This is a genomic window from Clostridium sp. DSM 17811 (genome assembly GCF_018861905.1).
Taxonomy (GTDB): Bacteria; Bacillota; Clostridia; order Clostridiales; family Clostridiaceae; genus Clostridium_AD; species Clostridium_AD frigoriphilum.
Window position 1 is genome coordinate 459,811 of record NZ_JAHLDU010000001.1, and the last position, 23,800, is coordinate 483,610.

19 protein-coding genes are annotated in these 23,800 nt (G+C 29.6%); 4 read left to right on the top strand and 15 right to left on the bottom strand.

The annotated features are described in order from the left end of the window. Nucleotides 1-20 precede the first annotated feature (20 nt). Together KPL44_RS02100 and cbiQ are read right to left on the bottom strand one after the other, a co-directional pair. Entirely contained in the window at nt 21-836 is an 816-nt protein-coding gene (locus KPL44_RS02100; RefSeq protein ID WP_253201578.1) for an energy-coupling factor ABC transporter ATP-binding protein, read from the bottom strand. Beyond that, nucleotides 829-1,782, bottom strand: a complete 954-nt coding sequence (gene cbiQ / locus KPL44_RS02105; protein ID WP_216246946.1) for a cobalt ECF transporter T component CbiQ — start codon at nt 1,780-1,782, stop codon at nt 829-831. The genes KPL44_RS02100 and cbiQ overlap by 8 nt, the downstream gene beginning before the upstream one ends. A gap of 685 nt (nt 1,783-2,467) precedes the next feature. Here cbiQ and KPL44_RS02110 point away from each other — a divergent pair. The 4 genes from KPL44_RS02110 (at nt 2,468) to KPL44_RS02125 (ending at nt 6,800) form a co-directional block, all read left to right on the top strand. Continuing rightward, the gene (locus KPL44_RS02110; protein WP_216246947.1) at nt 2,468-2,851 is read left to right on the top strand and encodes a BlaI/MecI/CopY family transcriptional regulator; all 384 of its coding nucleotides are present in this window, start codon (nt 2,468-2,470) and stop codon (nt 2,849-2,851) included. A gap of 12 nt (nt 2,852-2,863) precedes the next feature. After that, a complete protein-coding gene (locus KPL44_RS25160) occupies nt 2,864-4,669 on the top strand; it encodes a M56 family metallopeptidase (protein ID WP_253201579.1) in 1,806 nt (601 codons plus the stop codon). Between the two features lie 88 nt (nt 4,670-4,757). Beyond that, entirely contained in the window at nt 4,758-5,747 is a 990-nt protein-coding gene (locus KPL44_RS02120; RefSeq protein WP_216246949.1) for a phosphodiester glycosidase family protein, read from the top strand. 15 nt (nt 5,748-5,762) lie between these two features. Continuing rightward, entirely contained in the window at nt 5,763-6,800 is a 1,038-nt protein-coding gene (locus KPL44_RS02125) for a hypothetical protein (RefSeq protein ID WP_216246951.1), read from the top strand. Nucleotides 6,801-6,879: 79 nt separating this feature from the next. Here the strand turns inward: KPL44_RS02125 and KPL44_RS02130 are convergent, their stop codons facing one another. From KPL44_RS02130 to KPL44_RS02190, 13 genes are all read right to left on the bottom strand, one after another. Continuing rightward, complete coding sequence (locus KPL44_RS02130) at nt 6,880-7,638, bottom strand: AAA family ATPase (protein WP_216246952.1); 759 nt, start codon at nt 7,636-7,638, stop codon at nt 6,880-6,882. Nucleotides 7,639-7,878: 240 nt separating this feature from the next. Continuing rightward, entirely contained in the window at nt 7,879-8,697 is an 819-nt protein-coding gene (locus KPL44_RS02135; protein ID WP_216246953.1) for a methyl-accepting chemotaxis protein, read from the bottom strand. Nucleotides 8,698-8,758: 61 nt separating this feature from the next. Continuing rightward, nucleotides 8,759-9,658, bottom strand: coding sequence for a LysR family transcriptional regulator (locus tag KPL44_RS02140; protein WP_216246954.1), 900 nt, complete (start codon nt 9,656-9,658; stop codon nt 8,759-8,761). 155 nt (nt 9,659-9,813) lie between these two features. Beyond that, nucleotides 9,814-10,959 (bottom strand): iron-containing alcohol dehydrogenase, encoded by a 1,146-nt coding sequence (locus tag KPL44_RS02145; protein WP_216246955.1) that lies wholly within the window; start codon nt 10,957-10,959, stop codon nt 9,814-9,816. A 26-nt stretch (nt 10,960-10,985) separates the two neighbouring features. Continuing rightward, nucleotides 10,986-12,953 carry an oxidoreductase gene (locus tag KPL44_RS02150; protein WP_216246957.1) on the bottom strand — a complete coding sequence of 656 codons (1,968 nt, stop codon included), beginning with the start codon at nt 12,951-12,953 and terminating at the stop codon, nt 10,986-10,988. Between the two features lie 616 nt (nt 12,954-13,569). Then, complete coding sequence (locus tag KPL44_RS02155; protein ID WP_216246958.1) at nt 13,570-14,328, bottom strand: endonuclease/exonuclease/phosphatase family protein; 759 nt, start codon at nt 14,326-14,328, stop codon at nt 13,570-13,572. 409 nt (nt 14,329-14,737) lie between these two features. Then, nucleotides 14,738-15,004, bottom strand: a complete 267-nt coding sequence (locus KPL44_RS02160; RefSeq protein ID WP_216246959.1) for a hypothetical protein — start codon at nt 15,002-15,004, stop codon at nt 14,738-14,740. 78 nt (nt 15,005-15,082) lie between these two features. Next, nucleotides 15,083-15,721 (bottom strand): HNH endonuclease, encoded by a 639-nt coding sequence (locus KPL44_RS02165; protein WP_216246960.1) that lies wholly within the window; start codon nt 15,719-15,721, stop codon nt 15,083-15,085. Beyond that, nucleotides 15,711-16,310 carry a hypothetical protein gene (locus KPL44_RS02170; protein WP_216246961.1) on the bottom strand — a complete coding sequence of 200 codons (600 nt, stop codon included), beginning with the start codon at nt 16,308-16,310 and terminating at the stop codon, nt 15,711-15,713. The genes KPL44_RS02165 and KPL44_RS02170 overlap by 11 nt, the downstream gene beginning before the upstream one ends. Beyond that, nucleotides 16,310-18,460, bottom strand: a complete 2,151-nt coding sequence (locus KPL44_RS02175) for an ATP-binding protein (RefSeq protein WP_216246962.1) — start codon at nt 18,458-18,460, stop codon at nt 16,310-16,312. The genes KPL44_RS02170 and KPL44_RS02175 overlap by 1 nt, the downstream gene beginning before the upstream one ends. A gap of 283 nt (nt 18,461-18,743) precedes the next feature. Further along, complete coding sequence (locus KPL44_RS02180) at nt 18,744-20,153, bottom strand: Eco57I restriction-modification methylase domain-containing protein (protein WP_216246963.1); 1,410 nt, start codon at nt 20,151-20,153, stop codon at nt 18,744-18,746. Between the two features lie 239 nt (nt 20,154-20,392). Next, complete coding sequence (locus KPL44_RS02185; protein WP_216246964.1) at nt 20,393-21,913, bottom strand: Tn7-like element transposition protein TnsE; 1,521 nt, start codon at nt 21,911-21,913, stop codon at nt 20,393-20,395. 19 nt (nt 21,914-21,932) lie between these two features. Beyond that, entirely contained in the window at nt 21,933-23,789 is a 1,857-nt protein-coding gene (locus KPL44_RS02190; protein ID WP_216246966.1) for a TnsD family Tn7-like transposition protein, read from the bottom strand. Nucleotides 23,790-23,800 lie beyond the last annotated feature (11 nt).

Sequence of the window (23,800 nt, forward strand, 5' to 3'; positions counted from 1 at the left end):
TCTCCTCCTTAAAATTAAGACTATTCATGACTATGATAATGATCATGCTGCATGCTTTTATCAGTTGCGTGAACATGTCTATGATAATGCTCATCTATAAGATTTACAGAAAGTAATAATTCTTTATTTGATAATATATCCTTAGGTGAACCACTAGCAACTATCTTATGATCCTCATTAAAAACTATTACCCTATCAGCTATTTCTTCGACAATATCTAAATTATGAGTACATGTAATTAAAGTTTTGCCTGCATTATTAAGTTTTACTAATAGATTAATCAGCCATCTTTGAGATCGAGGATCCAAGCCATTCGTAGGTTCATCCAATATCAAAACTTTTGGATTTATTGATAATACAGATGCAATAGCTACTTTCTTTTTCTCACCACCACTTAATCTATACGGCGGCCTATCTTTCAATGATTCTAGTTCAAGCATTCGAATAACGCCATTAACCCTATCCTCTACTTCCTTAAAGCTAAGCTTCATCTGTAGTGGTCCAAAAGCTATTTCTTCCCATACATTTGTAGAAAACAATTGAGCATCAGAATTTTGAAATATGAACCCAATTCTTTGGCGAAAAGCCTGCGCAAACTGCTCATCATTTAATGTTTCTTCCGTAACAAGTTGACTAAAAGCGTTATACTCACCTTTACTTGGGAATATCAAGCCATTAAGGATCTTTAAAAGTGAAGATTTACCTGACCCATTAGCTCCTAAAATAACTATCTTTTCACCACTATAAATATCTAAATTTATATCTTTAAGTACCATTTCACTAGGCAAATATTCAAATGAAACATCGCGAAGCTCCATTACTTTTTCCCTATCCAAGAATAATTTCACCTCCAAAAGCTGCTAAAACACAAATTATAACACCTAATAACCATTGGAAATCAAGTAAAGTAAATCGAAACCTGTTCATAATAACAGGCTCGCCTTTATACCCCCTTGATAGCATAGCTCCATAAACCTCTTCACTTAAAGCATAACTTTTACCAAAGAGACTTCCAATGGCATTAGAGACAAAATGACGCCCCTCTTTTGAGGAAGCTTTACTAAAGGTTCTACTCTTTCTTGCAACGAACATATCTGTTGTTATATTTAATAATATAAAGATATAACGATAACACATTTCCAGAGTTGTAATAAATATTTTTGGTAAAAGCAGAACCCGTAATGCCTTTAACAAATTAGCCCACCTAGTAGTAGTTGTAAATAGAAAAGCTAAAGATACCGTAACGCCAACTCTAACTATTAACAAAACAGCTCCCGATACTCCTTGCGATGTAATCGTAAGAACAGACGGAAATATTAGTGGACCCAAATGCACTTGATGACCAAAATTTATAAGAGTAACTAATGTAGTTCCAGGTCTTACAAAATTGAAAATCGATGGTAGTACAGCAATTCCCGTGAAAAGTGGCGTAATTAACCATATACGTTTAAAATATAATTTTAATGATACATATGACATCTTAGCTAAAATGCATGATATTAAATAAAGAATAGTTAATATAAGCACATTATGAATCAAAGTAGATGTTAATATTAAGACAATTAAAGATATTACCTTTATTCTTGGATCTAACTTTTGTAGAAAACCCTTTTGAAACGCTATATCCTCAAAAAAAATAACTTCCTTTAAAAGCTTAGCAATACTATTAATAGTCTTTTCTAAAAAACTGCCTTTCTTCCTTTTACCAATACACCCACATGGGCACATTCCTAGTTCTCCACTATTTAACAACCAATCCGGTACTTGATTTTTCGAATCCATTTGGTTTCTCCTTCAAATTGACTTTCTTTAAAACCCCCAAAAAAATAAAAACACAAAAATTAATATCTGATATACAGAAATCAACCTTCGTGGTCTTCAATAAAATTATACATTTATTTGCTTTTTTAGAAATAGTATACTCTCGTAGCATACAAACTTTTAATTTATAATATTTGTAAAACCTGTAGTCTATTATTTTTATTAAATACTAAATCTATAGTTTAATAAAAATACTATGTACCACTATTCTACCGTATAGCAATACTAAAGTATACAAAAATAAAGCTATTTCTCTAAGATGTTTTTTTGTAAATTCATGATGGGTTTGTACTATGTGTTTAATTAATACTGAGGGCTTTTCCTTTCTCCAATCTCTCCAAGGTTTTGATTTTCATTTATTCCCACATGTTCTTGCTTTCCTACGACCCTATTCTATTGATTATACGTTAGGGCAGATATTAAAAACTAATACTGTTGTATTTTATATCTTTTGAAAAGATGATTTTATTTGTTAATTTTGGATACTTCTTATAATACATGATTTTCTTAAATCTCTTAATCTTTTTTCTTCTTTCCCTATTTTTACAATGAAAAGTATATATTGACAATTATATATTACATGTGTAATATATAATATGAAGCTGAATATCGCAATAAACAAATTTATTAGAAAGTAGATGATAAAATGATTAATGCATCTAAAATATCAAATTCAGAATGGGAAGTTATGAAATGCGTTTGGGCGAATCCAACCTGCACTGCAAATGAAATTGTTAATGCTTTAAGTAAAAGGACTGATTGGAAGGCAAATACTGTTAGAACTTTAATAAATCGTTTAGTCAAAAAAGAAGTTCTAGGTTACAACATAGATAAAAAAGATAAAAAAACGTATTATTACTTTCCTTTATTATCAGAAAATAAATGTATAAAAGCTGAGAGTGAATCCTTTATAAACCGTGTGTTTAATGGCTCATTAAATGGTATGATTGCAAACTTTTTAAATGAATCAAAATTATCTGACGAGGAAATTAAAGAACTTAAAAATATTCTTGATAAGAAGAAAGGTTAAATAGGTGTATTTATGTTATTACTAATATCTATTTTTAAATGGGTATTATATTCAACCGCTTTAGCAAGCATTTTAAGTTTAATAATTCTTCTCTTTAAATTATTGCTTAAAGATAAGCTAGGCGTTAGATGGCACTATGCCATTTGGCTTATTCTTATAATTAGATTGTTAATGCCTTACGGACTACAAAGCTCATTAAGTATCTTTAATATTATTAATTTTAAAAATACAACTATTACACAAGTACCTTATACAATAACTTACAAAGCAATCAAAATTTTTCATAATAAAGAGAGTAATCCAACTGTAGCTCCAAATCTTGTGAAGTCTAATTTACAAGCAAATACATCTGATGCTGACCAGATTCCGATATATCTACAATTGATAAGTTGCCTGTGGTTACTGGTCGTTATTATAATTGCTTCTTATACAATTGTAATGACGATGAAATTAAAGTGCAAGTTTAAGAAAGGTCATGTATGTAATAATAAGAAAGTTTTACTTCTTTTATTACAGTGTAAAAACAAGTTAAATATAAAATCTAATATAAGAATTATAAATACTAATGAAATTAAATCGCCCTGTATTTATGGATTTATAAAACCTAAATTGCTACTACCTATTGGCACTTATAATTTTCTAAATAAAAATGAATTAGAATTTATAATCTTACATGAACTAGCCCATGTAAAACGCCTCGACATAATAGTAAGTTGCATATCAGGAGTACTTCAAATAATACATTGGTTTAATCCAATTATATGGTATTCATTTTATAAAATGTCTAATGATAAGGAACTCGCTTGTGATGCCTTAGCTTTGTCTCATGTTAACTGTGAAAACTACATAAATTATGGTAAAACTATTATAAAATTGTTAGAAAGCTATAAGAAAACACCTCAATTTTATGGTATGTCCTACATCATAAATAATAAATCTCAAATTAAAAGGAGAATTACTATGATCTCTTTATTCAAGAAAAATTCTTATAAGTGGTCGATTATACCTATAGTAACATTAACTTTATTAGGAGGAATAATGCTTACTAATGCTAAAAATAAACCTGTGTTAGCTGACAATAAGAACAATCAAACTACAAAAGCTATCACCAATTTAAATAATGATAGTAAAACAAACATTGAAAGGTATAATATTTCAAATGGATTAAAGTTCACAGGCTATGCACTTATCATTAAAGACCCAACAAAAATTAAGGTTGGCTATAGTAATAAACTAGGAAAACAGGGCGAACTAACTAGTAATATAGCGCAAGATAATGGTGCTATAGCAGCTATTAACGCGGGAGGCTTTACAGATCCTGACAAAAACTTCTTCCCCTCAGGAGTTATAATGCATGATGGAAAAATTATTTATAATGATCTAAAGGAGAATACTATCAAAAAAGATATGGTTGCTTTTAATGGCACAGGCAAGCTTCTAGTTGGTAGTTATTCCTTAAATGAATTAAACAAACTTAATATAACGGAGGCCATTAGTTTTGGTCCTGCACTTATCGTTAATGGTAAACCTACAATTACAAAAGGCGATGGCAGTTGGGGGATTGCTCCAAGAACAGCTATAGGTCAGAAAAAAGATGGTTCAGTAATTTTATTAACTATTGATGGTAGAAGTACAAAATCTATAGGTGCTACTTTACGTGAAGTGCAAAATATACTTTTAGACTATGGTGCCGTAAATGCATCAAATCTTGATGGAGGAAGTTCATCAACTATGTACTATAACGGTAAAGTAATTAATAATCCGTGTGATATATCCGGCGAAAGAAAAGTTGCATCTACTTTTATGGTATTGCCTTAAGAAGTTCTTAGCAATCAGTAAATTTTGTAAATTGCTTTAGATAGAAAGTCTCTGCATAATTTCTTACACTATTAAAAGGAGGATTATAATGCCCAAAAATAAAGATAAAAAATTAAAACCAGTAATAATTTTCATATTATATATGACATTATTCACCGTGGTAACAGCACCATTTTATGTCTTTAGAGGACCCTTCACTAGCTTAAAGAAGGTCGTAGTAGCTACAATTATGGGAACTAGGCATCAATATTTGGCCACTACCTTCTTATCTACAGCCGAGATAAATAAAATAACCAATAAAAGCAATATTAAAGAAGATACAAAGGTTAGTATAGCAGCTATTAATATTGATAAGAAATCAAGTAATGAGATAATTAGATATAATTTGCATCCAGATTCAGGAAGATATGACGGATATCTGTTAGAAATCCCCAATCCCTTAAAAGTCAAAATAGCACGGAGTAAAAATTTAGGGGTAGAGGGCGAAAAAACCAGTGAAATGGCAAAGGCACATAATGCAGTAGCAGCCATAAATGGAGGATCTTTTACTGATAACAACAAAGGTAGCTTTGGAGGTACAGGTGCTTATGCGGGCGGTTTTCTAATCTGTAATGGGAAAGTAATTTCTAATGATAGTAATGATACTACCAAGCAAAGCGTTACAGCATTTACAAATGTCGGGAAACTTATAGTTGGTAATTACAGTGTTAATGAACTTAAAAAATTAAATGTTACAGAAGCTTTATGTTTTAGACCTCCTGTTCTAATTATTAATGGTAAAGGCCAAATTAATGATGAAGATGCTGCTGCTGATGGTTTCCAACCAAGAACGGCCATCGGTCAAACTGTTGACGGAACAATTTTGTTTCTTGTAATGGATGGGCGTGCAAATCTTAAAAAATCAGGTGCTACACTTAAGGACATCCAAGACGAGCTACTAAAACACGGTGCTGTCAACGCATCTAACCTAGATGGTGGTTTTTCTAGCACAATGTATCAAGATGGCGCATTAGTAAATAGCCCTCATGGTTGGAATGGTGAAAGGTATGTTGCCACCTCAATTTATGTGGAACCTTAAAGGAGATTATTATTTATGAAAATATTTAAAAGAATAGTGGGTTGGAGTATCCTTGCACTAGTATTACAAAGTTGTATATTTTTTATATCTGATAAATACTATCAAAAAACATTACTCAATACTAAGGTAAATGAGGAAATAGTTAAAAATCACAAAGAAGTTGATCTACATCTTTCTATAAAAATACCAACTACCGCGAGTAAAATTCAATCATCTTTTGATGGTAAATATATTTCCTATTATGATAATTCTAAACTAATAGTTATTAATTCATATACGGGTAAATCCAATATAGTTGGTGATATAGACAATTCACAAATAATTTATAGTAAGTGGCATCCAGACACAGACTCCATGTCCATATTGGAAAAAAAATCAAACATGAAAATTACTATTAACACTTTTAACTACAACGCTGATACCAATAAGGTACAAGCCCCTGGCGACACAAACAATAAGGACGTAAAATTTACCGTAGCTAATAAGAACGATACTATTAGCGATATACAGATGTCACCTATAATAGGGGTATTTTATATAAAAGTCGCGAGAAACAGCTTGACAAGCGATGTATTTTATAATGATGTTAATGGAAATATTATTCGTATTTTTAACTCTAAACATATTGGAAGAATTAGAACGTTTAATCATAAACCAAATCTTATTTATGAAGATACCTCAACCAACTTAATAAAGGTTTCAAATATGGATTGGAGTCTAGACAATATACAAGCGTGCCTTTTAAATACAGCTAACAATGATAATATATATATAGGTGCTCTTAAAAATGGGAAAGTTTATAAGATAATGTACGGGTCTACAGATAAATCTGTAAAGAAATGGACCTCCATAGTACTTAACTCTCCTGTAGATAAAAAGCACATTAGTGTAACTAAAAGTGGTGCTATATTTATAGATAATAACTTAGAAGGTTATGTTACTAATCAAGTATCTAAGAAAAAGACTTCTTATGCTGGAACAATTATAGAAATAACTGATAATAAAATAATTTCAATAGACAATGGAATTATCAAAAAAGTAAATTTACCTTAATTTTATATTATTGTATCCTGATGTTAATATTTTAAATCCTCATCCAATGGTAGGGGTACTTGCGATGATATATCTTATTCTAATTAAAACCATCAATTAGAATATGGAGCATCTTATCCCTATTATTAATAAAGTTTTTCGTTATCTGATAGTTTTCAGTTTCTTCGTATCTAACAACTTCCATCTTATCTTTTATTTCATAAATGGTTGATTCAGGGTAGGCCATTATAATTGGAGAATGAGTTGAAATAATAAATTGAGAACCCATATTAACTAACTCATGAATTCTTGTAATCATCGACATCTGCCTTGATGGAGATAATGCAGCCTCTGGCTCGTCTAATATATACAGTCCATTACCGCCAAACCTATTCATAAATACAGCAAAAAAAGACTCTCCATGGGATTGTTTATGTAGCGATTGACCTCCGTATGAAGACACAAGTTTTGGTCCTCCATAAACCCTATCAAGTTCATCAATATTGCTCGCAAGGTTATAGAAACTCTCTGCTCTTAGGAAAAATCCATTCTCTGGCTTTTTTACTCCCTTAACTAACTTTATATATTTGTATAATTCTGAGTGCGTGTTCATGGATGAAAAGTTGAAATTGATTGTTCCACCTTCAGGATTAAACCCACAAGCAATTGCTATTGCCTCCAAAATTGTAGATTTACCCGAGCCATTTTCCCCTACAATAAATGTTACTTTTGGATGAAAATCTAAACTTGATAAATTCTTTATGGTAGGTAAACAGAAAGGATAATTTGAAAATGACTCAACACTTTCTCTTTTAAGTTCTAACCTTCTAAGATATTGATTACGCTCTAAAAATCCCATGTTTATTCTCCTATTAATTTGTCATCTTATACTTCCATTTAATACCATAATGCATATATATTGCCTTGGATTCAAAATATTCTATACAGTATATAAGTAATTATACTTAAGTTAATATTTTTTGACAACTATATAAAAAAAGGTATACAAAACCCATCAGAATTAAAATCTGGTGGGTTTTCACGTTTAATATATAATACAAGAATTTATTCATAAGCAATAAAATTCATGCAAGTTCATTTAAAGTTCTTTTACATGAGTTACTATTTTTTCTGAACTTTTTGTAATTTCTTCTAATGCAGATGATATTTCTTTGGTTGTAAGATTTTGACTTTCTGACACTTCAACTGCTTTATCTACTATTTCTAAGACTGCATCCATATTTTTTTTCATTTCTTCTAAATCTTTAGAAACATTATCGGCTGATTGCTTACTAATATGAGCTAGTTTCCTCATTTCAGTAGCTACAACAGAAAATCCCCTACCGAATTCTCCTGCTCTTGAAGCTTCAATTGCTGCATTTAATCCTAATAGATTTGACTGAGTTGCTATATCGTGTATTGACTTAACTATTTCTGCATTTTTTTGAATACTCTTTTCTGATTCCTTAACAGAATCTACAATATCATTTATTATTGAAAATAATTTTTCTGAACCTTGATTAAGTTCCTGTATGCTTGCATTTGTTTGCTCAAGTGTAGCAAATAAACTTTCAGTAGATTCTTCAAAATTAATCTTATTTGTTAAATCTTTACCTATAGCAACACATCCTATAGCTTGTCCATTATTATCCTTAATTGGATAAGAAATTGCTTGAAAAGAAAATCCATAATACTCCTTTGGTACTATTCCAACCATCAACTTGTTTTGATTAATTGCCTCCCATATAGGCTCACCCGGTTTAAGAATATCACCCTCATTACCTGGAATACTGAAGGAGTCCGCAGCATAGTTTTTTATGATTTTTGTAGTATCACATAATGCTATAGATATGTCCTCTTGTAACATCTCTTTTAATTGAGGTAATACTAGCTTGTAAGCATCAAAAATTTCATTCATATTAATACCTTCTTTCGTTATATTTTATTGTTGTACTTTGATTATTAACCTTATGTAGCTTTTATATAATAATTTTTTGATTATTTCTATTTAGGAAATAATTCATAAATATTTTCATATTTTTACTTATTATTATATCTTTTTTTACAAGAAACCCTATATCCCACATAGCAGTTGGAGTCTTCATTTTTACGCAGCATATCTCATCATAAGCATCTGTATTAGCCAAACAGTTCACGAAAATAAATACGCCCTTATTTAAAGCTACAAAATCATAAGCTATTAATAAGTCGAAAGTACATTTAACTAAAATGTCAGGTTCAAATCCTGCCTCTATAAAATTTTCCATTATTAAGGACTGTATTCGAAATGTTTCGTCCAACAGAATAAGTTTTTCATTTCGTAAATCTGTAAAATTTATACTCTGCTTTTTAGCAATAGGATTATTTTTATTAACTACTGCTACTAAATAATCCTTTTTTAAATTATAATAGGAAAAATCAATGGTATTCATTGGATTTATAGTGCATGCCATATCAATACTACCATTTAATACATTAGCTTCACATACAATATCTGTATATTCATGTATTACAATGTCAATATCTAAAAATTCTTTACTAAATTGAACTATGTACTTGCTTCCTAATGTTCTAAGAGTTCCTGGAGCGAAGCCAATATCTAATTTCTTCTTTTTAAATTGTACCTTTTCATTGATATCATCTTCAAAATCCTTAAACTCCTTAATAAGCTTATCAGCTTTTGGATAAATATATTCACCTATTTGTGTTAATTCAACACCACGAGAATTTCTTTTGAAAAGCGGAGTACTTAATTCCTTTTCCAAATTGCTAATTATCCTACTAAATGCTTGTTGTGTTATAAAAAGATCTTTAGATGATTTAGTGAAATTTTTATCTTTACATGCTTTCACAAAATATTTTAATGAATTTATATTCATAAATCCTCCTTAAAACTTAATATTATTTAGTCATGTTCAAAAAAATAACAATTAAGCATGCTAGCATACTTAATTGTTATTTTATCTCATATGCTTATATAGGACACAAGTCCATTATAGACTATATAACAAAATATTTTTGTGAAAAGTAACCATTACTTATAATTATCGTACATATTTCCAAGAATTACTTGAACTTCTTCTTTAGTTAATTGTTTTGGTACGAAATTATAACATGCATCAGCTAATACCATTTCTGCTATTCCTATTAATTCTTCTCTTACTATTCCTAATTCTTTTAAGGATTTAATTCCTACTTTTTTTACAAATTTGCGCATTTGTACAGCTACGACTTCGCCAATTTCTATATCTGTTTCATTTCCACTAAAGCTAATACCCATAGCTTCCCCAACGACTTTAACTTTATCTGCTTTAAAATCGGCAGCATACTTCATAACTTCAGGCATTACAAGACCGCATACTACTCCATGTGTCACATGAAACTTAGCACCAACTGAATGGGCAATAGCATGTCCTATATGTACTAATGCATCATTAAAAGCAAGTCCTGCAAAATTACTTGCAAGCAAAAGATTTTCTCTAGCTTCAATATTTTTACCATCGCTCATAGCTATTGGAAGGTACTTCATTATTTTTTTTATAGCATCCGTTGCTAAAAGTTCTGACTTAGGATTAGGATCTTTTGCTGTAATTGCTTCTACTGCATGTGACATTGTATCAATACCTGTATTAGCTGTTATATCTTTTGGTACAGATATTGTTATTTCTGGATCTAATATACCCAAAGTAGAATTACAAATAACAGAATTTTTAACATTATTTATTGTATCTGTTATTACCCCAATAGATGTACTCTCACTTCCTGTCCCAGCAGTTGCAACTACCATTATCACAGGAACTCCAGGAGTATAAAAAGGATTTCCAAAATACTTATTAACAGGACCTGGATTATTAACTAATACATTTATGCCTTTAGCTGCATCCATAGGACTTCCCCCGCCAATTGCAACTATGCCATCTATTTTTTCTGATTTCGCTATTTCTCCACCTTCATTTATTATATAATCTGGTGGATCGGCAATTACTTTTTTAAATTCTACAATTTCTATACCTGAATCTATCAAACTTTGTTTTGCCTTAACATATCCTTCTAATTGTGCAACAGTTTCATCTGATACTATCATTACTTTTGTACAACCTAGTTTTTTTGCTTCTTCACCTAATAAACTAATTGTTCCTGCTCCACAAATAATTGGACAAGTTTGCGCATATCTTCCCATAATATTGTACCTCCATCTATTTATTTTTATAAATTATATGCATTAACAAAACCAGTTTCCATTGCATTTCTAATTCTGCCTGGTTTAGATGCATCACCTAATATCTTGACTATATCGAAATTTATATTAATCTCTTCTATTAATTTATTATTAGACCTAGTTCCAAGTGAGATAATAACATTATCAAAGGAATAATCTTTAATTTCATTATTTTCCATAAGTTCAAAAGTTAATTTCCCATTCTCAATTTTTATTAATTTATGTTTAGGATAAAGATGAACACCATCTTTTAAAGTCCTACCCATTATATCAATAAGATTTTGAAAGAATAATCCTGGTCCTATATTATCAGCCATTTCAAACAGGCTAACTTCATTACCCGTTTCCGCTAATAACTCTGCTGTTTCGAGCCCAGTCATACCTGAACCTACCACACCAATTTTTTTGCCTTTTAATTTAATTCTTCCACTTAATATATCTGTAATTGATAAAACTTCTTTACCATCAATACCTAATATAGACTTTGGCATTATTGGATTTGAGCCTTGTGCAACAAATACTGCATAAGGATTTAATTCTTTTAAATCCTCTATCGTAGGTGTAGAGTCTAATCTTATTTCTATTCCTAATTTTTCACTTTGTACTCTTAAATAATCTATAAGCCAATTTATTTTTTCTTTTTTAGGAGGCTTATTTGCAAATTCTAATTGCCCACCTATTTTATCTGATTTTTCAAATATTACAGGTTTGAATTTTCTCATTGCAAGAACTCTTGCGGCTTCTAATCCTGCAGGGCCTGCACCTATTATAGCTACAGTTCTTCCATCGCCATCTTCTATGAAATTACTATAATCTAATTCTCTACCACTTTGAATATTAATAGCACACTGACAAGGTAATTTAGTAATATCAGAAGACATAAGTACTTCCATACAGTGAAGACATGATATACATTTTCTGATTTCATTAGTTTTGCCTTCCTTAGCCTTATTTGACCATTCTGGATCTCCAAAATGTTGTCTTGCAGAACCAACAAAATCTACTTTACCATCTGCTATAATCTGATCTGCATACTCAGGTTCTCTAATAACAGAAACTCCAATTACTGGTATTTTAACTGATTTTTTAATTGTTTCTGCTAAATTTATTTTCCAACCTTGGTCAAATGAGCTAGGCTCCCAAGCTGTATTCATAGTTTCATAAGTCCCTGAACTAACATCTATTGCATCTACACCTAATTGTTCCATACGCTCTGCTATCTTTACGCCATCTTTAAGGTGTAATCCTTCCTCTGGAAGCCCAATGGTTTCGTAAAACTCATCAACAGACAATCTAACAACTAATGGAAAATCTTTTCCACATCTTTCTTTAATGCCAATTACTATTTCCTCTAAAAATCTCAATCTATTCTCAAAGCTTCCACCATATTTGTCAATCCTATGATTTGTATGAGGACTTAAAAATTGATTTACTAGATATCCATGAGCTCCATGGACTTCAACACCATCTATACCCGATTTTTTAACTCTTACTGCCGCTAATATGAATTTTTCAACCATATCAGAGACTTCATCTGTTGTCATAGCTACAGTTGGTTGATGTACACATTGACATTCAATAGCACTAGGTGCGAGCATTGGTAAATTTCCATTAACAGCACTTATACCTTGTCTGCCTGGATGATATATTTGAATTACTATTTTACTATTATATTTGTGAATCTCATCTGCCAATTCTTTTAATCCAGGTATGTATTTATCATCAGCTACAGAAATTTGGCATAAGTTACCTCTGCCTCTTGACTCCTCAACCATTGATACCTCTGTAAAGATAACCCCTACACCGCCCTTTGCCCTAGCACCGTAAAAAGCAATATCTGCTTTTGACATGGTACCATCAGGATTTCCTAAATGATTACCCATGGATGTCATTACAATTCTATTTTTCGTATCCATACAACCTATTTTTCCTTTTGAAAAGAGATTATTAAACATATAATTTCCTCCTTAAATTTTATTATTGCAATCGGTTTTATGTTATAATTTTAACGCTTTCTATTCTCTTTGAGAAACACCTATTTTTTGTGGTAGCCACAAAAATCCAACTTTATAAATCTAATGTGGATAAGTTCGCTAATAACTTTTTTATATTATGAAAATTCAATAAAAAAATGAAGGTATACAGTGGATTCCTCTGCATACCTTCATTTTATAACAATTTTATTTATTTGTGTAAAATTTGTAGCTTTATAATAAAGTTTGATCAGAATACTTCTCATGAATGGCTTAATTCCATAAAATCGATTTATTGTTTTTATAATAAAGATTGATCAAAACTACACAAGTAATTCATAACTATCTTTATATTTTTATAATAAAGTTTGATCAAAATGGTTATTCAAATATCCTAACTTACTTGTTCAAATAATTCCTTTTACATCGAAGCGCCACGTGCTCCACATCCAATACTCTAATCCCTAAGTCTTATATCAGGTCTCCACCACTATTGCATTTTTTACAAACATAATGGGAAGTATCAATTTTTCCAAACTGATACTTATCAACATTTAAATGTGCCTCAAATTTATTGTAAGAAAATTTGATTTAGTTTTTAAATCATATCAACAATAACTGCCGAATGATCTGATAAATTTCTTTCCCTGAATACGCTATCAATGTTTATTCCATTTAAACACTTTATTGCTGATGGTGACATCAATGCATAATCAATCCTTGTCGCCCCACTAAAAGTAGGTGTATCGTTAGGATAACGTCTTTCAACCCATGCATCTGTTGCACCACAACGTAATAGATTATCAAATCTTTCTCTACGATCCGTTTTTGGATCATAAACATTCATATCACCAATATATATAAGTTTTTTATTTTTATTGGTTTCATAAAATATTATCATTTCATTCCAAAAATGTATGTCATATGGAACATGTATCCCAATAATAACATAATCTAAGTAAATTATATGATTCCATCTTAGCTTTTTTTCTAAATTGGTTGGACTATTATTTGACTTCTTCCCTTTTTCCATTACAAATATTAAGGTAATACTTGAAGCCCTTTTTTTTTTATAATCGTTTTTCTCTTTATTATCTGGATACACCTCATAGTAAGATAAGTTTTCTAATTCAGTTATTACATAATTACCAGCTGGTGAATTCATATCAAATTCATGCATAATAATAATATCAGGCTGATAAGTTCCTATCCGTTCAACAATATTATTTGCAACTGGTATTCGTTTAGAATCATTTCTAAAAGAATCTAACTTTAGATAATCATCTTTATATTCGTCATATCTTGGTTTTTCTTCTATCCCACCAAAGTTATTAACATTAAGACTTAATATGCGCATTACAATCTCCTCTGCAACTTCATTTGTCTATTTTTATTACATTACATAAACTATCATATACAAATAGTGTAGACAAAAAAACAATTGATTCTGTCGCCTAACGTTCCCATGACTCCTGATGTGTCCTCATTCTTTTAATTCTTAACGTCGTAAAACAGCACTCCGCGGACCACTCAAAACCTAGTTATTCCAACGGGCGTGTCGGGTGTCGCTGTGTTAGGCGCAGTTGTCTCTGAATTATAATTACTCAAATTCGGATAGATCAATCTCTCTACTATTTTTCCATTCACAAATTAGTGTAGGTTTATAAAAAAATTTGATCAGAACTTTATTGTGAAAGCTGATCTTACCTCAAAGTAAAATAATAGTTTTTTAAATAGTTTTTTGAATATAATTTGATGGAAACTGTTTATATTTTATTAATATCGTTCTTTATATATTCTACTAATCTACCTTTAATCAATATTGGATATTTTAATTTTTGAATATGTGCAGTGGAAAATTCCTTTGTCACAATTATTCCTTTAAGTTTATACTTTCCAATAAATTTACTATCAATTAATTTATCTTTAATAAAATTGTTTGTTATTTTATCCATGTTTTTCTCAAAAGCTTCTAATTCCTTATCTAATTGATTCATATATTTTTTTGTTAACCTTTTATGCATATTTTGCATATTATTATCTGTTTCAGGAAAAGCCAATCTCTTACATTCAATAAGATAAATTTTATTCTGTAATATAAGCTTGTCCATCTATATGGTTTTACAACTCGTTAAGTTTCTTTTTTGCTGTAATTTTATTAGTATAGTATTAAGTTTCTCAGCATGTGGTTTTCCTTTAAACTTTTCACACATACCAAGAATATTTATTAATAAAAAATCCAATCTACGAGATTGATACTCTAATTTGATCTTATCATAAAATGATTTTATAAACTTATCATTTTTATATTCTTCCGAAATTTGAATACTATACATCTCATCTCTTAAAAATACATCTTTAATTATTTCTAAATCAGGATTTAAAATATCTATGTACTTATTCTCAATTAAAAAATTGCTTTTCGCCCTATTACAATCATAACATGCTAAAACCAAATTCTCTATTTTTCCCGCTACTTCTTTTGAATCAAATGATGATTCACATATGTAATGATCTACTTCTAGAAGATTAGAACTAATATGATCAATTGCGTTCCCACAATAGCTACATTTATAATTATAAATTTTTACAAATTTCATTTTATATTTATTATCATTATCTTTTATTTGATTGTAAATAATTTTTGCTCTAGGATGCTCTTGAGTTATTTCTTCATTTAACGCATTTTTCTTTTTATTGATATCTTTTAATTTGGGACAATACAACGTATTTCTATAGTCATTCTCCATCAATATCCCCCTGCAATTCCTTAAATGCTAGAATAATATCATCAATGTCAGTAGTTGTTAATTCATCATATTTTGCTGAACCTTCTAATGAATCCACAATTTTTTCAATTAAAACTTTGTCTATCCCATCATTAGCTATTAGCTTATCAGCTATATTTCGATAGATATTGATGTTTTGAATTGCAGCATCTAATACTTTTTTCAGCTTTTCAGCATAGTACTGTTGTGGATTATCTTGAAATCCCTCCCGATATTTTGAGATAGTACCGTAATCTTCTTCTAATTCATTTTGAGTTATAACTATAACCTCTATAAATGGAAATACTTTCTTTAAAATCATTTTAAACTCCTCACCTGAAAATTTTCCAGTAGTAACTCTGTCATTTTCAAATAGTTTGGAGTCAATTAAAATTATATTTGCTTCTTTAATAAGCTGATTACTAATCAAGCTATCGTAACCTTCTGCACTATTAAAACAAACCTCTTCATATTCTTTCTCAAAATCCTTATGCCGATATGACTTTTTAAGATATCGCGATATGTTTGAATCTAACTCATCATCAACATAAACAACTTTTATTTTATCCATCAGATTTTCCCTCCCATAGTAAATTGAATAGTAAATCCACCTAAACCCTCTATTTTTTTAATTTCTCCACCCGACATAACAATGGTATTGTTAACAATCCACATACCAAGACCATGACCTTGCTTTCTTGAAGTCTCATGAACTTCAACAATTTTCATTGGATCATCAATATACTTTTTATTTAATCCTTTTCCATCGTCCTTATATAAAAATTCTAAAAGACCATTGCTTAATGTTGCTTGAATAAAAATACAAAGATGGTTTCTATCATCATTTTGCTGAATACTATTCAATATTAAATTATCAAAAGTAACCTTTAGAACATCACTTGGTAGAACATAAAGTATTGATGATAATAAATCTAATTTTATCTCTAACCATGTATAATCTCTCTCCCATACAGTTTTTATATCCTCTAGTAATTTTAATATATTGTGTTCTTCAGCAAAAAACTGACTTTTTTCAACTTCAGTAAGCATTGTATTCATAAAAGAAGTCATTTTAGAATTAACACGTCTATTTTTATCTAACAATTCTGGTATATTTGAATATGCATATCTAGTTTTTTCTCTCTCATTAACTACATCCCATATTTCATACTCCTTCATAGCCTCCACAATATCATCACAGTTTTTAGCAATACTATTTCTATCATTATGCATCTCATGAGCAATAGAAGTTGCTTTTAAACCAGAAGTTGCTAGAACATTTAATATGCGAATATCGTATTTATATCGCTTTTCTGTAGAAAATATTTCTTTTTTAAAATCCGAATTTTCTTTTTTATACTCTTTAACTTCCGAAATGAATTCATTTACTTCATCTCTTGATAACGCTTTAATAATATTCGGATTTTTAATTACTTTATCTATTACTTTTTTATTAGTTGCAACATCAATATCATTTTTTTTATCAATTTTGCGTATGATATTTTGACGATATCTTTCAAATATACTAATTCCTATATCTACTATTTTTATAAAAATTTTGTAATATATATTTTCATTTAACCCTTGTCTATTAGCTAAATCAGCTAGCATATAGTTTGTTTTCTTATCAATATCAACCCTTCCAGCTAATTGATTTTCCCTTACCCTCCAAGCTCCAGTAGGATGAGTTGCTGCTGCTGGAGACAATCTGCTCCGTTTTCCTAATTCAAGCCAGTCTTTGGTTCCATTATAGGACGAAATACTGAACGAATTTCGATAAAGTATTATTCCATTTTCGTATCTCCCCGAAAGAGTACTATGCTTATACAGAAATTTTTCAACGTCCTTTGTGGCTGACACGCTTAAGCTAAAGTAAAATTCTGTCGAAAAATCTCCTAATACCTCCAAAGCATCTTTTAATTCATCCTTTGACAATACTATATCTTTGTTATGCTCTAATTCACTAAAAATGTCCACAGTATTTATATAATTTGATAGATTTATCCCTTCGCAATATTTATTAGCATCTGCCTTAAATTCATCTGAATTAATTGTACATACCAACTTTTTATCCTTAGATGTATAATTTAAATTTATTTTGCTAGTACAATTACTGCCTATTTTAGGTTCTATAAAATATCTTTGTATTATAATAGTCTCATTTTCAAAATAAATTTTAATTTGCATTAAGCTGTCATTATAAGTTCTTGATAAATACCCAGCTAACTTATCTATATTAGGCTTATTCCATTTATCTCTTAATTTCTTTATAATTATTTTTGAACCATAAAAATCTAATAAACCATTTTCTTTTAAAGTACTTTCATTCCAATCTGTAACCCATAGTACAGACTTATCCTTTTGATTATCTTTTTGAGAATATAATTCAACATTACCTCCTAATCGAGATAAAGCAAATCTACCAATTCCTTTTGAACCAGCAAGAATCCTCTTCTTATTGTTTTTATCTATAATTTCATAGTCTTTATCACTTTTGCCAATATGCATCCAATGCTGTCTAATATCCTCTACATTCATTCCATTGCCATTATCCTTAATAATAAGCTCATCATTTTTAAATATAATATCTAATTCAGTAGCCCGTGCATCGAAAGCATTTTTTACAAGTTCAAGCATAGCAGATTCTTCATTTGTAAAGTTCTGAGCCCCAAGCAACTCAGCAATGGTACTATCTTCAATTATATACTTTAGTTTTTCCATATACCTATCTCCTTAATTGATTTTCGTAAATCAATATTTCTTATTTAGTCTCTAAGTAATATCGTCGCCAACTTATAGCATATCTTCTAATAAACATTCAAATATAAATTTGAATACATACAATACTATATGCATCAGCTATATTTTTTTGAGTACATTAGTAAAATATTTATTTTCTAACTTTCTTTTATTCCCCTAATTTCAAATCTTTTTTAGGCACTATATATGCTTTAATATGGTATACACCTTATTGTTTTAGTTCTTACTTTAAACTCAATAACCATCATGAAACAAACCCTCTTCTTAAAAATTTAAATTTATTTATGTCATCAGCAGTTATTCTAACTGATTTACCACTTGCTGGTGTTCCTATCTTTATTACATAATTAAAAAAATCTTCACTTTCTAAAATTCTTCTAGCTATATCCAAATTATTATTTGCTTTAGCAATAATATATATTCCCGAATAAGGTACTTCTTTAGGTCCTATTAAATAAACATTTACTTTATTGGTTACTACTGTAGATATTAATAATTTCCTTCGGTTCATATTTTGAATTGCTTGACTTCTACCATATTCAAACCACTGTGCACTTTCATCTGCTTGTCTTTTATTTAATTCCTCTCTATTCTGCACAAGGTATTGATATGTATTAGGATATTTTTTTTTATATTCTTCTTCCTGAAACTTTAATGCAGCGTTATTTCTTACCATATAAGGGAATATGATATATTCTTTATTATTTGAACTTTTATTTCTTGGACTTATGCCATTCCTAAGTGAACCCCGCTCTAAATTTAACCTTATTTTTGTTTCTGAATCAACTACAAACACCTTGTTTCTCTGAGTAGCGATAGTTATGGATGCTTTAAAAGAGTCACTAAACAATACTTTCTCTCCATTATCACTTAAATTTTGCTCTGTAAATATCCATTTATCATTTAATATACTTTTATTTATATTATATGTAATATTCTTTGTAATATCGCTATATTGGAATTCATGCAAATTTCTATTTTTATGAAGCACCATAACTGCTGAAGAAGTTAGAGCATTGCTAAATAATTTTTGATTAGGATAATCAAAAATTTCCACCAAATGCCCCACAATCATTTCTCGTAATTTTTTAGCAAACACATTTTTAAATATACTGTTTGGAATCAAGTAAACCATCTTACCACCATCTTTTAGATAGTTTATTGCATTTTCAATGAATGCATAACAATAATCTGGTTTACCTAATTCACAAGTCTCAAAATTATTTTTAATAAAAGACCTTACTTTCTCTTCCAAATTCTTATATGAAATATAAGGTGGATTTCCGACAACATAATCAAAAGTAATATCAAATGGTTTTTTTAATACATCCTTATTATCTACCTTCCATTTGACATTTTTAATACCATATTTATTGGCAACTTGCTCTAGGTTTTTAACACATATTTTATATGTTTCCACTACTATCTCTGCTCCATAAATATCATTCTCTAATCCATGTTTTATTCTTGCATTGGAGTGTCCATTTCTTTTACCATCTAAAATATATCTTTCTACAACTAATTTTAAAATATGGCCTTCTCCACAAGAGTTTTCTATCACTTTTTTCCCATGTAAGTTTTCATTGTAATCTATCATGTTTAGCATTTCATTAGATATATTTTCAGATGTATATTGCTGACATCTCGAGTCCATTATTTTACCTCCAAGTATATTAATTAATATAATTATATCATCAAAAATTACCATACTCAACGTCTATTTTCTTATCAGCTACAATGGTTACATGAGAATGTTAATAGAGATAGTGCCTAAAGGTTTCAACGTGGATCTGTAGGGATCTATACACTTTTTATCCATGTTTTTTTAAAAAAATTATATATAACTCCTTAGAAATAAAGAAATTTTAATCAAATAAAACCATTCTATGGCAGTTAATTCATCTTATCATACATGTATTTTTCTTTTTCATATTTATCCTTTTTACTATGTTTAATTCTCTGAACAACCACACCATTATCCTCTATTTTCTCTATTACTCTATTGCACCACTTCCCACTATCACCAACTAATGAAATTAAAACACTACTATAAATCTTCTTCCAACTTATCTGTTTGTTTGCTTTTAACAGCAACATTGACAGTGCTTTATCTTCTCTCTCCACCTCAATTAAACAATTTTCTCTACCGTCAACCATAATAATTTTTCCTATAGCATATCTCCTCCTAGTTATCCTGTCATTCAATTTTGAAAACTTCTTACCTTTTGGAATCTGATTAATTATTATATCTATTGTTTTTATGGCTTCTCTTTTTTCTATTAATCTCAGCATCTCTATAAATTCTTGAAGCTCACCCTTATCTTTAAATTCAGCCAAATTTTTAAACTCTAATCCCCTAATAATATCTTCTCCACCAGTATCTGCAGTGGTCCTAAGGTTGTCATTATGTAAAATATATGTTTTAGTGTTTTTATCTTCATTATTCCTTATAATTTTTCTGCCACTTTTCTTCTTATTTATTTTAGGAATCGTTTCATATTCATGATTAATCATAAATGTATTTATCTCGTCTGACTCTTTTGTCGATCCATCTGCACCTGGTTCCAGTTCTCTATCACTTTTTGTATTGTTACTAACAAATTTTCGTTTTTTAGTATCTTTAGAAGACATTGATTCTTCTAAGCTTGGATGATATACATTTATTTCTTCGGCATTAATTCTCTTCTTGTTAAGTGATAATATTTCTAATACCCTTACAAAACTATCTTTCTTTTCTACTCTTGCCCTTATACTAAATCTATCAAGTAAAAATTCATATTTTAACTCTTCTTTTTCCCATATCGCTTGACCAACACTATTAAACATTCGCAAAACTGATACATTTGTAAGTAACCAAGCTAAATGGTTTACCTTTTCACTTTTTAAAAGTTTTGATTCATATTCAGAGGTGAAATTTATATCGAGTTTTCTTTCTTTTATACCATAGGTAAAATAGTTTTCAAAAGTATCCATTTCTAGTATTCTATTTAGCATGAATTTATTAGGTGCTAAAACTACCCTTATAACCTCAATTATAGGAATAGTGTATAACACCCCCTCCTTTAAAAAGTTAAACGTCTTAGATTTTGTTTTCTCATTAAAGCCCGTACCCCAAATTGTCCAATCCCTTTCTTTATATTCAGCTTTTATTCCATTAAGATTTATATCCAGAACTTGTGGGTTACCAATTGTTGTACCATTATTTAAGTCACCATCAGTATAATATTTATCAACAGAAAGGAAATGGATACTAGCCCAATCCAACATAATTTTTCTTGTTGCTCTAACACCCTTAAAATATGCACATACCATCCACTTACTACCTTGTTTAAACGGTTCTCCAATCCATATTAGCTTTCCATTTTCTCCTTTTTCAAAAGGCCAATTTTTTATGATTACTGCTTCTTCACTCATATATCCCCCTGTTATTTCATTAATTAATACATGCCAATACTATATTTTTTATTTTTTCAAAAGCTTTATTTCTAATTCCAGCAATTCTTTGTATCTCCCATATTCTTATAGGTTCACCATTAGCCACTTTATTCTTAATTATCTTTTTACATCTTCTAATTTGAAACTCTTCAACAGTCTCAATTACCTTATTTAAATATTTTTCTGTATTAGGTAATTTATCAATATTTTTTTCTAAGGTTGTAAGTATTCCTAATCCTCTTCCAATATTGGATTTTGTTATTCTAATAAGTTCATCACTAACCAATAATCCTTCATATTTGTTTTTTACAATAATTAAAAGCTCACTATCTCTCTTATTCCAATCCACTATAGGTTGATATTTAGTTCTTTTAGTTGCTATTGGAAGTTTATCATAAAGCCATTTTTTATCCTTCCTATAAATAAAAATATATTCTTTTTTACACATACTTCTAATTTCAGTTCTTGTTGCTGCAGTATTACTTTCCATATTGACTAATATACTATTTTTATAATCACTTAATTTATCAGTTTCAGCAGCAGGTTGCTTATCCTTTATGTTTCCCTTGTTATTTTGAAACATATTTGTTCCTAATATGGAATCAAACTTTAATATAGTCTTAGGGTCACAGTTCATAAACCTAGCTAATTCTCTAAGCCCATATTTTCTTTCTTTTAAATATGCTTTAAATTTATCTTCCCATACTATACCAAATTTTTTTGTTCTTCCTATCTTGTATCTATCTTCGCTTGATTTATCAGGCCCTTTCCTCGAATATACAAAGCCACAATCACAGCTAAAAGTACCTACCGGTAACCTTGTCTTATAATCATCTGTTATCTTCAAATTGTTCACTAGATTCATTTTATAATGCTCTGATATTTTATTTAAACACGGCCATGGTCCTTTGCCGAAGGGTTTATAGTTGTTTCTTATGTCATTAAAAAACTCAGCAATATCTCCCGATAAAAAATTTATCAATAATAAATGTCGCACTGGATGTACAGTTCTTTTGGAATTTCTTGTTATTACCCTAAGCCAGTTGTATTCATCATCCTTGTCTATATTAGAGTCCATAATTTTTAAGAACTCTAACCCATAGCAATTTATAAATTCCTCATAAAACTCCCTTTGCTTTATTCTGTTACCTGAAGTTGTTAATCCCTTTTCACAAAGAATAGATTTATACTTTTTTAAAACAATTTTTCTATCTGTACTCATAAGATCGTTTTCTAATAAATAATACGCGTCACTTGCTAGTTTAAGCATTTTTTCATAATGCTTGATATCTTTTGGTCCATTACTTAAATCAAGTAAATCCTTTTCAAATCTAATAAATTCAAGTCTACTTACATCAGTTTTTATTGTTTTGTATCTCCTTAATAGTTCTCCATGATGAACACATAAATAAATCCCTTGTAACTGATGTTCTCTATGAATATAAGCCTCTCCTTTCATTTGTATCTCATTTGTCGCACATATAGGGCAATAATAAATACCCTCGCGTTTACATACACTACCTGCTATAATTCCTATTTTTTGATAAATCCCACTACAATCCCCATACTTAATTTCTTTAATGATTTCTTCTCTTCTTTTCATTGGAAGAAAAGGAATATAGTACGGAAAAATAGTATGTTCTTTTATCAAATATTCAGAGGTATAACTCCCTCCTATATTTTTTGCTAATGCATCAATTGGACTCCCTATCTCCAACGATGATATGATTGTCCTTTTTCCAAAGCACTCTTCAATAGTGTCCTTAAAATCTATATTTCCAGTGTAAAAGTGATACCTAGAAATAGCAGAATAAATAAGTTCATCCTTATACGGATCAGTAAAAAAATGTATCATATACACTCACC